The organism is Shewanella goraebulensis, assembly GCF_030252245.1.
GTDB classification, from domain to species: domain Bacteria; phylum Pseudomonadota; class Gammaproteobacteria; order Enterobacterales; family Shewanellaceae; genus Shewanella; species Shewanella goraebulensis.
This window is the reverse complement of record NZ_CP126972.1, coordinates 3,505,080-3,518,427: the sequence shown is the minus strand read 5'-3', so window position 1 is coordinate 3,518,427 and position 13,348 is coordinate 3,505,080. Positions and strand designations below refer to the sequence as shown.

Below are 13,348 nucleotides of genomic sequence, written 5' to 3'. Positions count from 1 at the left end.
CCACGACGTTGGCCTTAATCCAAACGAAGTTTGGAAATGGAGGTTTAAATTCTTCGCACTAAATCTGGTGTAGCAGAAGCGCCACGACGTTGACCTTAATCCAAACGGATTTTGGACAATTGGTCAAATCTCAGCCAAAAGTTGATCAATCATTCAATATCAAACGTATGTTTGAATACTTCTTACTTTAAATAAAGAAAGTTTAGATATAGAAACTTGAGATAAAGAAAGACATCAATAAGGGGCATTAAAAAGCCCCTTAGAATCGAAACTCTAAAGGGCTAATCAATGCTCTATGTTGCAAGTGATCTGCAAGAGCTGTTTTGCGCTAACAAAACATCAAGGGTAACGTCTAATAGAATTAGCAAGCAACTGCATACTCAATCTATCTTCCGTTGTATTGCTGCTCTCGGGTGTCTAATAGGTAAGACACAAACATTAGCAACAATAAAATCCTGTTTAGTACGCTTGGTACATTTCAACAAATACTTTTTTGTAGCTGTTGATGAAACGCTCAAATAATTTAGTCATTTTCTAAATCTCCACTCAGTAATATTTAAAATTAGTAGAGTTGGGGATGCAACTTGATATCCATTTTATTCAAGTTCAATCGACCTACTCTCAACACAGGGCAAATTCTATATTCGTTTTAAAAAACACTCAAACGAATAAAATTAATCTTTATCATTAGTAAAACTTATCTATTTACATCTTTATTTGTTGTTTTTTTTAAAGATGAATGATTTTTTAGTTAATTAATTCAGTTGTTTGTTTTTATTTTGGGTTTGATTTTAGGGTTAAATATTCTATTGCTTAAATGTTGAAAGTTTATTTTTTGTTTTAGGAGTGTTTTTATTAGTTTTGAGTGGATTAGAGATGTTGATTTTACAAAAATGTAAACAAATCCCTAGCAAGTATTCGCTTTCGGGTCAACCCCTAAAAGGTGGTAGTTTGCGCGCCTGCTCAAAACCCGCATAAAAGCCATTTTTTATAGCTGATTATGTTGATTGGCATCAAATTTCGGTGATATAAATTACAGGTCTACAGTATTTGATTTTTCACTTAAGTTGTTGATATTTAATGATTAGTCATTATTAGTGGTTTTGGATTTGTAGTGTTAAGTCACTTTTTGGGCTTAAGTGTGATAAATGTCTCATTTGCGAGGTGTTTTAACAAGATAAACTACCCACAAGATTGAGATGAAATAAAGCTTGTGTTTAACAAGTTGTTAACGTGGCAATGTTGCTACTTAAAGTATTTTAAATTTTTTCCTGCAATGGCACTTGTTGTGATTGATGGGAATCATCATGGCATTTGGATGTACCGAGTAAGGAGTCACCAATGATTATTGAAGAGGTTGTAGAGCTGTCACGATTGCAGTTCGCGCTTACAGCCATGTATCACTTTCTGTTTGTACCGTTAACCTTAGGTTTAGCCTTTATTTTGGCGATCATGGAATCACTTTATGTGATGACTGATAACCAGATCTATAAAGACATGACTAAATTCTGGGGTAAATTATTCGGGATTAACTTTGCTTTAGGTGTGACCACCGGTTTAGCAATGGAATTCCAGTTCGGTACTAACTGGGCTTATTTCTCACATTATGTGGGTGATATTTTCGGCGCACCATTGGCCATTGAAGGCCTAATGGCATTCTTCCTAGAGTCGACTCTAGTGGGTATGTTCTTCTTCGGTTGGGATCGATTCAGCAAACGTCAGCATTTAGCAGTCACTTGGTTAGTCGCCATTGCTTCTAACATGTCGGCTTTATGGATTTTGGTTGCAAACGGTTGGATGCAAAACCCTGTAGGTTCTGTGTTTAACTACGAAACAATGCGTATGGAAATGACCAGCTTCGCTGAAGTGGTATTTAACCCAGTAGCGCAAGTTAAGTTCGTTCATACTGTAGCATCTGGTTATGTTGCTGGTGCGATGTTCGTTCTTGCAATCAGCTCTTACTACATCCTTAAAGGTCGTGACTTACCGTTTGCTCGTCGCTCGTTTGCGATTGCTGCAAGTTTCGGTATGGCATCTATCCTTTCGGTTATCGTATTAGGTGATGAATCTGGCTATAAAGTCGGTGAAGTACAACGCGTTAAGTTAGCAGCAATTGAAGCTGAGTGGCACACTGAGCCAGCTCCAGCAGCCTTTACTGCTGTAGGTTTCCCGAATCAAGAAAAAATGGAAACTGACTTCGCAATTAAAATTCCTTTTGCAATGGGTATCATTGCGACACGTTCACTAGATGAGCAAGTGACAGGGATTATCGATTTAATTGATGAGCATGAGATCCGCATTCGTAACGGTATGATTGCTTACTCATTCCTTGAGCAACTTAAAGCTGGTGACGAAAGTCCTGAGCTACGAGCCAACTTTGAAGCGACTAAAGGTGACTTAGGTTATGGCTTGCTATTGAAGCGTTACACTGAAAATGTGGTTGATGCGACAGAAGAGCAAATTAAAGCTGCAGCTAAAGACTCAATCCCTAACGTAGCACCTATGTTCTGGTCATTCCGTATTATGGTTGGTGCCGGTGTGATTATGTTATTCGTGTTCGCTGCTGCGTTCTGGCAAAGCACGCGCCATAAGATTGAAGAGAAGCCTTGGGTATTACGTGCTGCACTTTACAGCTTACCGTTACCTTGGATTGCGATTGAATGTGGTTGGTTTGTGGCTGAATACGGTCGTCAACCTTGGACTATTTCAGAAGTGCTTCCGACCTTTATGTCAGCGTCGAGTCTAACGACTTCGGATCTGTGGTTCAGTATCATTTCTATCACTGTGTTCTACTCGATTCTACTAGTGATTGAATTGTTCTTAATGTTTAAGTTTGCTCGTCTTGGCCCATCAAGCCTTAAGACAGGTAGATATCATTTTGAAAACCAAGATGCTTAATCTGAGGACCTGATTATGTTTGATTATGAAATACTAAGATTTATCTGGTGGGCTCTGATTGGCGTGTTGCTAATTGGATTCTCTGTGACCGACGGTTTTGATATGGGTGTGGGTGCGTTATTGCCAGTCATTGGTAAAGACGATACTGACCGCCGTATCATGATTAACACCATTGCTCCGCACTGGGATGGTAACCAAGTTTGGTTAATTACTGCTGGTGGTGCACTGTTTGCTGCATGGCCTATGGTTTACGGCGTATCTTTCTCTGGCTTCTATGTGGCTATGATGTTGGTACTGTTTGCCTTATTCCTACGTCCAGTGGGCTTTGATTACCGCTCGAAAATTGAAGATCCAAGATGGCGTAAGTCGTGGGATTATGCGTTATGTATCGGTGGCTTTGTGCCTCCGCTGATTATCGGTGTTGCGTTTGGTAACTTACTCCAAGGCGTACCATTTGATTTTGATCAGTTCTTACGTGCAACGTACCACGGTGGCTTATTTGGCTTACTTAACCCATTCGGTTTATTAGCAGGCTTAATTGCAGCGTTTATGTTCGTGATGCAAGGTGCATCTTGGCTACAAATGAAGACTGAAGGCGAACTACGTGTTCGTGCAGCAAAAGCTGCTCAAATCACAGGTCTTCTTGTTGCTGTGTTATTTGCTATTGCAGGTGTTTGGTTAGTAAACGGTATTGACGGTTACGTGATTACTTCTGCTATCGATACTGCTGGCCCTTCAAATCCAACGACTAAAACCGTTGCTGTTGAAGCTGGCGCTTGGTTAGCTAACTACGATAAGTACCCACTGACGATGCTATTCCCTGTATTGGGTCTGCTTATGCCAGTACTGGTTGTACTTGCGAGTCGCTTAAACCGTAGTGGTTTTGCCTTCTTGTTTAGCTCATTAGCTATTGCAGGTATCATTTTGACTTGTGGCGCAGCAATGTTCCCATTCATCATGCCATCTTCATTAGACCCGAATGTGAGTTTAACCATGTGGGATGCCACGGCGAGTGAGATTACACTTACTGTAATGACTTGGGCTGCAATCATTTTCGTACCGATTGTACTGAGTTATACCGCTTGGACTTATTACAAGATGTTTGGTCGCTTGAACCGTGAGTTCATTGAAAAGAACAAGACATCACTTTATTAATTAAGGAGCCATTATGTGGTATTTCTCTTGGATACTAGGTGTATTACTAGCCTGTGCTTTTGGCATCATTAATGCGCTTTGGCTTGAAAACACTGAAAACTTAGACAGAATCAAAGAATCTGACTCTGATAAGTAACCAGTAGTTTAAGCTAGAAAAATAAAACCCTGCCACAGTGCAGGGTTTTTTATTGGCTAAAAATCATAGTAGGAATAGCTAAAGTCTTGTTTAACGATTAAATAGACTGATATTGAGCTGCTGTAATGAATTGATTAAAGCTTTCACACCAAATGATGATGGTGTTGTAATCGGCGACATTGACGTTTGTAGTAATAGGAACCAAAAAGTTATCGAAGGTTTTCACGTCTGCCACTTGAACCATGGTTGATTTTAAGCGAATGAAGTCAGCTTCGGTCTCGACAAATTCTTTTGCCAAATACACTTTAAAATCAGGCCCAGGTGAGAGGTTACCATTGAGGGTAATAAACTCGTCACCAATGGTGACTTTACCTTCGCCCCAGTGCAATGCGTCACTGTCTTTTAGATCTCTGGTAAACTCAGTGGTAAAGCGTTGCTGAGTGTCGATAGACGTTACTTGCTCGCTACTAGGTGCATCTGGCGCAGTCAGAATCGGAAGTGCGTAAATACCTGCGCCAAAACCCACGGCAAGTACGAGCGCATGGCTTGAAAGTAATGCGGCTATGGTACGTTTTTTCATGCTTTTCCTTATCAATTTGAGCGAATCATTTTATTCAGTCTTTGATTTTTGCTGTTACGGCCATTTGTTATGAAACAAAAGGGCATGAACTTTTCAGTTCATGCCCTAATAAAGACCTGAGTTCGCAAAGGTTTATTTCAACTAATAAAAATCTTCTATTAACTTAAGTCTTAATGAACCTAAACTAAATGAACCTAAACTAAATGAGCTTAAACCTTAAAGAAATTAATCTTAGTTTTAAGTTCACCTGCGAGCTCTGTTAATCCATCAGCCACTTCAACTGTATCTCCAGCGCGCTCTTGGCCTTCATTGGCAAGCGAAGATATTTGATGAAGATTACGGGTAATTTCATCAGCTACAGCACTCTGCTGCTCTGTAGCGCTAGCGATGCTGCTAGTGAATGTAGCTAATTCACCGATACTTTCGGTGATTTGGCTCAATTGGTGACTGGTTTCCATGCCTTGCTCTGCAGAATAAGTGCCCAATTTATGACTGTCTTCCATTTGCTGGGCAGTGCTTTTAACTTGCGATTGCAATTGGCCAATGGTTTTACTGATTTCAGAAATCGAGCTCTGAGTGCGCTGAGCAAGCGATCGAACTTCATCAGCTACCACTGCAAAGCCGCGTCCTTGCTCACCAGCTCTTGCCGCTTCAATAGCCGCATTTAACGCCAGTAAGTTAGTTTGCTCGGCAATACTGTTAATCACTTCGGTAACTTGGTTAATGGCTTCACTTTCTTTACTGACATTTTCAATATTAGCTTGGCTTTCATTAAGCTGGGTTTTAAGTGAATTGAGTGACTCAACGACTTCGGTAAGTTGTTGATGACCGCTACGTGATGACTCATCCACTTGCTGGCTTTTAGTCGCACCTTCATTGGAATGATTTGCCACATCACGAATAGAGGCTGACATTTCTTCAATTGCAGTGGCGATTTGATTGGTTTGCATCATGAGTGATTCAGACTCATCACCATTTTCCCTTGCCATTTCTTGGGCTTTTTGCGCCTGAGATTCTAATGTTTCAACCGAGTGCTGCAATGAGTCGATCAAGTCTTTTAAATTAGTCGACATGTCCGCCGCGCTGGCGGTAATGCGGTCGATTTCATTGTTGCTTTGAGGATCTTTTACCTCAAATGTCTGAGAAAGGTCGCCTTTGCCTAATGCTTGCAGTTGTTGTTGTAAAAGTTTAAGCGGTGCTAGTGTCTTAACTTGTAACATAGCGAGTAAACCGCTGATTAGAATAATCCCTAAAGCAGCAACGCCAGCGGTGATATATAGCAGCTGTAAACTTTCATTATTTAGCTCTGATGCCTCAGTTAAGCCTATTAATGTCCAATTCCAACCTGGGATATTAATGCTATTGGCAAACATAGTTTTTTGCTGATTATTGAGATACTCGTAGCTAAAATGATTGCCGATCATTCTATTGGCATCTAAGCCATTTAAAATTTCAGGGTTGAGTTCATCCCCAGTATTAAATCGAGGATGCGAAATCAGATTTTTATCGCTGTTTCTTACCAGCATATAGTAGCCTGATTCTTCTACCACCAGATTGTTGATGGTTTTTTGTAGCTCAGTGATTGACTCTGTAATGTCAAAACCTATATACAGAATACCAATGACTTCACCGCTATCATTTTTGATTGGGCGGTAAACTGTCATGTAATCTTTGCCGAATAACTTGGCATACCCTTCGTAGGTTTCTCCTCTAATTAGTGTTTGATAACCTGGGTGGCCTTTACCCAAATAGGTCACTAATGCTCTTGAACCATCGGCTTTTTTAAGCGAGGTTGAGATCCGTAAAAAGTCATCACCATCTTTAACAAAGATAGTTGCTGTGCCGCCAGTGAGATTTGAAAAGCGATCGACCCTACTTTTGGTGGCATTAATTTGGGTATTTTCATGAACGAGTGCAGGGGTTTGAGTGCTGTAAATTCTGACGCTGCGATCAGGTTTATGAAAATTGCCAGGATACATAGCACGAAGAATATCAGCGTTACGGCGGGCAAGATTTAATAAGCTGACATATTGCAGTTCGATGAGCGCAGCATTACTTTGCATTTGCTCGTTCATCGAATCAATAGCTTTGTCTTTTAATACATTAGATGAGCTGAAATAGGATACTGAAGAGATAATACTGAATACTAGTATCGTGAGCGCTAACGAAAAGTACGTTATTTGTTTTGTTATTGACCAATTTCGATAGTTCATTTGATAGTTTCCGAATTAAAGGTCACTCCAATCTAGAGTAAATAAGACCAAGATGACTTGATTGAGATCATGTCTAGATTGAGTAAATTCGTGAATGTGTAATTGGCGATTCTATAATAAAAAACGACGCATTAATGCGTCGTTTTTTTGATGGTTAGTAGTTGATTATATTAAACTTGTACGGGCGACAATATTTCAGAATTCTGTTGTTTTTTCTTCATTAAAATAAGGTACATGGTGGGTACCCAAATAAGTGACAGCATGGTGGTTAGTAATGTACCGCCCGCTATTGCAATGGCAAAGGGTGGCCAGAATCCACCGCCAGCAATGATCAAGGGTAAAAAGCCGCCAATGGTAGTGATAGTGGTTGATCCAATGTGTCTGCCACAGCCACTCACTAAGGCAATAATGGTGTCTTTATTGCCTAACCGAGCCTCTGGTACGTCTTCTAATTCAGCTAAAATCACAATAGCAGCGTTAATTGCCAGACCCATTAGGCCCAATAAGCCAATGATGACGGTAAAGCCGAACGGATAACCAAACAGGTAAACGGCTAGTAAGCCAAGCCCTGCAGACTGGAAGGCACTGAGTAAGATAATGGCGGTTAATCTGAATGAGTTAAACGATAACACTACAGTGGCCAATAGCAGGGTCACTACCACGACGATATTGGACAGTAAATTACCAACGGCTTCGTCTCGTTTGGCACTTTCACCACCAATTTCAAGATGATAACCAGACGGTAACTCAATTTGTTCTAACCTTGTTTTAACGTCATTAAGCACCTTACCGGGCAAAACCCCACTGACAATGTATGCTTCTATTGTGTTCACTCGCTCGCCGTTACGGCGAGGAATACCGCCACGACTCACATTAATTTGGTTTTGTGATACTGCTGAAAGCGGGATGGTGTCTCCTTGGCTAGAGACTAAGTTAAGTTCTGCTAGACGCGTTGCTTCTTCTCTAGACGTATCAGCAAGCCTAACTCGAACAGGTAATGATTCCGTTTGCTCTAAAATACTGCCGCCAATAATACCTGTGGTCGCCATTTCTATTTGCTTAGCGATATCAGATAAATTGAGACCACTCATTAAGCTGGCATCTTCGTTTATTTGTAACCAGACTTTAGGTGATCCTGCACTCAAGGTGGCACGGGTATGAATCACATCCTCTGTGTCCATCAGTAAGCCACGGGCTTGCTCGCCTAACTGGTTTAATGTATCCAATGACGGGCCATAGATCCGCAGTTCTACTGGTGCATTAAATGGTGGGCCTTGTTCAAGCTTTCTGACCAAGATTTGTGCCTGAGGGAAGTCAGCATCAAATTCTTGTTGCAGCGATAAAATCAATCTATTGGCAGCGTTAAAATCAGTGACTTTCACCATAGCTTGAGCATAGTTTGTTGCCCCTTGCTGACGTTGGGTAAGGTTGTAATAAAACGAAGGTGTATTACCGCCAACCACCCAAGTGATCATTTCAACATCGTCAATTGACTCAAGACGCTCATCAATGCTTTTAACTTGTTTAAGGGTGTTATCTAGGCTGACATGAGGCGCTAAATAGACTTCAATTTGGAACATATCTCGGTCTGAAGGCGGAAAGAATTGCTCGGTCATTTTTGTCGAAGCATAAAAGCCCGATACCGGTAATATTCCGATGAGTATGGCTGTGAGTAAGGGTTTTGATAAGCCAAAGCGTAAACTGGCTTTAAAAGCGTGTCCTAGGCGAGGAAAGGCCATGCCTTTTTGGTACCAAGCCATGGACTCGTTATCTTGACTAAAGCGTCCCGCAAGGCCTGCAATAATCGTGTGGGAAATGATGTAAGACCCTAACAAAGCGAACATGACTGAAATAGCAATGCCACCAACAAACTCACCAGCAGCGCCAGGCATGAGTACAATTGGCGCAAAAGCTAACATCGTGGTGATAGTAGAGCCAGCTAAAGGCAACCAAAGGTGATGTAAGGTTTTACTCACAGCCTCAAGCTTGGTTAGCCCTTGCTTGCGGCGCTGGGCAATGGCATCGACAATCACAATGGCGTTATCGACCATGATCCCAAGAGCAACCACTAAGCCTGTGACTGACATTTGATGGATGGGTAAGCCGGTGTATTTCATGCAAGCAAGGGTGAAGAGCGCAGTTAGCGGTAGTGATAGCGCCACAATAACGGCGTTACGCAGCCCAAGTGTTAACATAAGTACAAAAAGAATGATCAAAAATCCTTGGATCAGATTGATGACTAAGTCGCCAAGACGAACACTGGTATAACCTTGTTGATCAAATAGCCATTGCACATCAATGTTGGCAGGCAGGTTTGCACTATAGCTTTCAACTACCTGACTCACTTGAGCTTGCCATTTATCAACACGGTTATTATCAATCATACGTGCCGACACTAGTACCCCAGGTTCGCCATTAATTAATGCGATGCTGGTTGCAGGGGTTTTCGGTTGACGACTGACATTCGCCACGTCACCAAGGCGAATAATCTGGCCGCTTGCATCAATTTTTAGCGGTACTTCGCTAACCCGAGTAATGGAATCTAGCTCACCTGATACCTCAATTAAGGCTTTAAATGTGGCGTTATTGATTTGACCTGCAGAAATTTTACTGTCAGCGTTTGACAGAATGCTTGCAATACTTGCTGGGGTTAACTTGAGTTGGCTGATTTTATTGCCATCAAGTTCTACTAATATTTCTTCATCAGGTGTGCCTGATAATTTTACAAAATCAGTGCCGTTTAATACCCGAAGCTTGCTTTGTAACTCTTTAGCGTAGCGGTTTAGCACATCAGTACGGATGGGGGTGTCGCTGTTCCATACCAAGCCTAAAATGGCAGTGTTGGCATAGCCTGTTTGATCGTCCAATAAACTATTTTGCGCCGATGTGGGCAGTTGATATTTACTGTCTGCAATCAGATCTCGGGCTCTAGACCATACGGGAGCAGTATCAAGTACCGTGTCTTTTAACTCCAATTGAATCACTGAAATGCCAGGACGGGAAGTGGATTGAACCAGCTTTAGCTCTTCTAGGCGGCGCAGCTCATTTTCTAATACTTCAGTGACTAACGCTTCGACACGTTCAGCTGAAGCGCCAGGGTACTGGGTAATAACCGAAGCAAAGCGATTGGTTATGGTGGGATCTTCTGTGCGAGGCAAACTACTAATAGCGCCTAAACCAGCCACCAATAGTAATGCAATCATAAGACTGGCGAGTCTGCCGTTTTCGACAAAGGCCTTAATCATAATGACCTCGCCACAGTCTCAGAAGTGGGATTTACACGCTGTCCTACCACCAGTTTATGCAAGCCTTGAGTAATAATTACATCGTCTTTTTGAATCGCACCATTGATGTAAGCTTGTTTTTCTGTGGTATATAAAATATCAACGTCTCGGCGTTCTATTCGGGCTTGTCCTTGTTCATTTTTCGTGACCACAAAGACATTCCATAAGCCTCTAACACCGTCGGTAAGCGATGATATTGGTACCCAATATCCCGCATCAGCAATTTGCTGTTGATACTCAAGGTAGGCAATTTCGCCATTAATCACTTGGCTATTGTTGGGTAAGTCGATACGTAATTGAACAGTACGAGTGACAGGGTCTATTTCGGCGCTGATACCAGCGATTAAGCCTTTATGGGTTTGGTCTCCAATGCGAATATCAACGACTTGATTTGATTTAAGCGTTTGAGCGACGCTATGGGGAACACCAATATAGGCTTGCTGTTGATTTGTGCCGATTAAGGTAAATACTGGGCTACCTAACGCGATCACTTCACCTAAATTATGATGACGTTTGCTGATGGTGCCATTAAATGGAGCGACTAATGTTGATTTCTCAAGTTTAAGTTCTGTGGCGTATAGCGAGGCTTTAAGGCGTTTTTGATTGGCTAAAAGACTAGCGACTTGCTGCTGGGTTTCATCGAATTGCTGCTCAGAAACATACTGCTTTTTTTTGAGCTCAATGGAGCGTTCCAAGTTACTTTGGGCTAAATCTAAATCCGCTTGGGTTTGTTGCAGTGATGCACTTAATTGTTGCAGCTCAGCTTCAAGTAATTGGGTGTTTAAGGTGGCAAGCTTTTGCCCTTTAATCACAGTATCACCGCTGTCGACGATAATGTCACTTAGCTTGCCTGCAAGTTCAAATCCTACACCTGTGGTATCAGCTGAGCGGACAGTGCCTGTGTAACTTTGCTGATGTTGATAACTTGAATTAAACCGTAAGGGTTGGGTGATGACATTCGGCATAGCCACAGAAGGCGTTGGGATGGTTTCATCATTGCCGCAACCACTTAGCAGCAAAAATGAAATGACAATACTGAGTGCGGATAATGAACGCGTCGCTGTTTTCATGGGAACATTCCTATTGCTAATGCAACTTCCAAGGCAAATCATAGCTATTGTATTGACCTGCGAATGACATCTGTGTGATGCTCAATAATTAAAACTAGACTGTCTAGTCCATTTTAGGCTTAGTTTATGGCCAAAAAACTAGACTGTCCAGTCTAATTTGTGATTAAATGTTATCGTTGTTGTTAAGTTGTAAAGCGATAACGTGCGCCTGTTGAGACAAAAAAGAAGAGTTTATGAGCAAAATTTCTGATATTCCAGTGACATGTAATCATGACTTGCCGCGAACAAGAAGTGAGCAAAAAAAAGCAACGATACTGCAATCGGCCATTGAGCTTTTTTGTGTTCAAGGCTTTCCGAGCACCAGTATGGATATGGTGGCGAAGAAGGCAGGCGTATCAAAGCAAACGGTTTATTCTCACTATGGCTCTAAAGATGAGTTGTTTATTGCTGCTATCGAATCTAAATGTGTTGTTCATCAGTTAACGGGCAACTTACTAGAAGACGCAACAAATCCTGAAAATACAATTCGTACCTTTGCGCACCAGTTTGGCGAGCTAATCATTAGTGATGAAGTCGTAGCTGTATTTAAAACCTGTTTGGCTCATGCTGAAACTCACCCGAATTTATCCAAGCTTTATTTTGATGCTGGCCCAAAACACATATTGGGCTTATTAAGTGAGTACTTGGGTGAAGTCAACAAACAAGACGTTTTTTATTTTGAAAAGCCGCATGATTGTGCCGTGAGGTTATGTTTAATGTTGTTTGGTGAGGTAAAGCTTCGACTAGAGCTAGGCTTAGATGTGAGCGATTTAATTGCCGATCGAGAGCAATATATAAACGATAGCGTTAACCTATTTTTAACGGCTCACCGTATTTAAGATTTGAATGTAAATCAGTGCTTTTGTGTCATGCTAAAACTGTGTAATATCTCATAATATATTGAAATTGTGATCCAAATTGGTAGTGCCTTGGTATTACCTTTTGCTATTGAGTATTAATCATTTCGACCACAATAATAATGAGAAAGGAAGCAGTTAATGAAAGTTATTCCAAGCTTGTTCCAGGCTAATCAGCTTGACGTAAGTTCTGTTAAAAAAGTGGTTAAGTTAACAGCGCTTGCTGGACTTCTCCTTGCTCCTCAAGTTATCGCGAGAGATTACTCCCCGTTTAAGTTTCATGTCTCGCGCACTTCCACAGACTCAGCCCAAGTGGGTGACACTAACGCTGAGTTACAACGTGATGTTTGGCGCTTAAAGTTATCGGGTGCGATGCCAATCAACAAAGAGTGGATGATCGGCGCTAATATTGGTTATGACAATTTAGATTATGGCTTTAAAAACATCGATAGCGGTGTGTTGAACGGCCAAGTCACGCCTTGGAGTTCAATCAATAAATACAGTGCGGGTTTGTCACTGATTTACCGTCCAAATCAGAATTGGATGTTTATGGTTGCGCCTAAGCTGCAATATTCTTATGCCAATACCGCATCATCTTCAGATGCACAAAGCTATGGTGTAGTTGGCTCGGCGATGTATCGTTTTGAGTCTGGCAACATGCTCGGCTTTGGTGTGGCATATCTTAATGATATTTCAGAAGTTAAAACCGTACCTTACATCGCCGTGCGCTGGAAAATTACTGATAAGTTAACGCTAGGTAACCCCTTTGAAGCGGGCTTTAGTGGACCTGCTGGTCTTGAGTTGACTTATAATTTGAATGAAAAGTGGGATTTTGGTTTAGGGACATCTCGACGCACAGAGCGCTTTTTGATTTCAGATGCTGAGCAAACCATTGAAGTGGAAGAGTGGGTGAGCTTTTTAAGAGCGGGCTGGAATATCAGTGATAAAGCGACAGTGAATGCTTACGGCGGATACTTCTTCAACAGCGAAATGGAGTTAAGTCAGCCTGAAGTGACTGATGAGCTAGAAAATCAAGCAGCTATTGGTTTAGCGTTCGATATTAAGTTTTAATCACTCAATAATTAGATTGTTGTGATAAACAAAAAAGCGATCTAA

The 13,348-nt window shown here is 41.5% G+C and carries 9 protein-coding genes; 5 read left to right on the top strand and 4 right to left on the bottom strand.

Features of this window, described 5'->3' with window-relative positions:
• Positions 1-1,341: 1,341 nt before the first annotated feature.
• From QPX86_RS14930 to cydX, 3 genes are read left to right on the top strand one after another with little or no spacing between them, the layout of a single operon-like run.
• A complete protein-coding gene (locus QPX86_RS14930) occupies positions 1,342-2,898 on the top strand; it encodes a cytochrome ubiquinol oxidase subunit I (protein ID WP_220753061.1) in 1,557 nt (518 codons plus the stop codon).
• Positions 2,899-2,913: 15 nt separating this feature from the next.
• Positions 2,914-4,053 carry a cytochrome d ubiquinol oxidase subunit II gene (gene cydB / locus QPX86_RS14925; RefSeq protein ID WP_220753060.1) on the top strand — a complete coding sequence of 380 codons (1,140 nt, stop codon included), beginning with the start codon at positions 2,914-2,916 and terminating at the stop codon, positions 4,051-4,053.
• Between the two features lie 13 nt (positions 4,054-4,066).
• Positions 4,067-4,189 (top strand): cytochrome bd-I oxidase subunit CydX, encoded by a 123-nt coding sequence (cydX, locus tag QPX86_RS14920; RefSeq protein ID WP_220753059.1) that lies wholly within the window; start codon positions 4,067-4,069, stop codon positions 4,187-4,189.
• A gap of 97 nt (positions 4,190-4,286) precedes the next feature.
• On the opposite strand, the gene QPX86_RS14915 is transcribed toward cydX, so the two are convergent.
• From QPX86_RS14915 to QPX86_RS14900, 4 genes are all read right to left on the bottom strand, one after another.
• Positions 4,287-4,769, bottom strand: a complete 483-nt coding sequence (locus tag QPX86_RS14915; RefSeq protein ID WP_220753058.1) for a DM13 domain-containing protein — start codon at positions 4,767-4,769, stop codon at positions 4,287-4,289.
• Positions 4,770-4,978: 209 nt separating this feature from the next.
• Positions 4,979-6,982: a methyl-accepting chemotaxis protein gene (locus QPX86_RS14910; protein ID WP_285163103.1), complete on the bottom strand. Its 2,004-nt coding sequence runs from the start codon at positions 6,980-6,982 to the stop codon at positions 4,979-4,981.
• Between the two features lie 170 nt (positions 6,983-7,152).
• Positions 7,153-10,227, bottom strand: coding sequence for an efflux RND transporter permease subunit (locus QPX86_RS14905; RefSeq protein ID WP_285163102.1), 3,075 nt, complete (start codon positions 10,225-10,227; stop codon positions 7,153-7,155).
• Complete coding sequence (locus QPX86_RS14900; RefSeq protein WP_285163101.1) at positions 10,224-11,336, bottom strand: efflux RND transporter periplasmic adaptor subunit; 1,113 nt, start codon at positions 11,334-11,336, stop codon at positions 10,224-10,226. Before QPX86_RS14900 ends, QPX86_RS14905 begins: the two co-directional genes overlap by 4 nt.
• A gap of 233 nt (positions 11,337-11,569) precedes the next feature.
• Here QPX86_RS14900 and QPX86_RS14895 point away from each other — a divergent pair, with 233 nt between their 5' ends.
• Entirely contained in the window at positions 11,570-12,214 is a 645-nt protein-coding gene (locus tag QPX86_RS14895; RefSeq protein WP_192021333.1) for a TetR/AcrR family transcriptional regulator, read from the top strand.
• Positions 12,215-12,373: 159 nt separating this feature from the next.
• The gene (locus QPX86_RS14890) at positions 12,374-13,303 is read left to right on the top strand and encodes a DUF6268 family outer membrane beta-barrel protein (RefSeq protein WP_055025087.1); all 930 of its coding nucleotides are present in this window, start codon (positions 12,374-12,376) and stop codon (positions 13,301-13,303) included.
• Positions 13,304-13,348 lie beyond the last annotated feature (45 nt).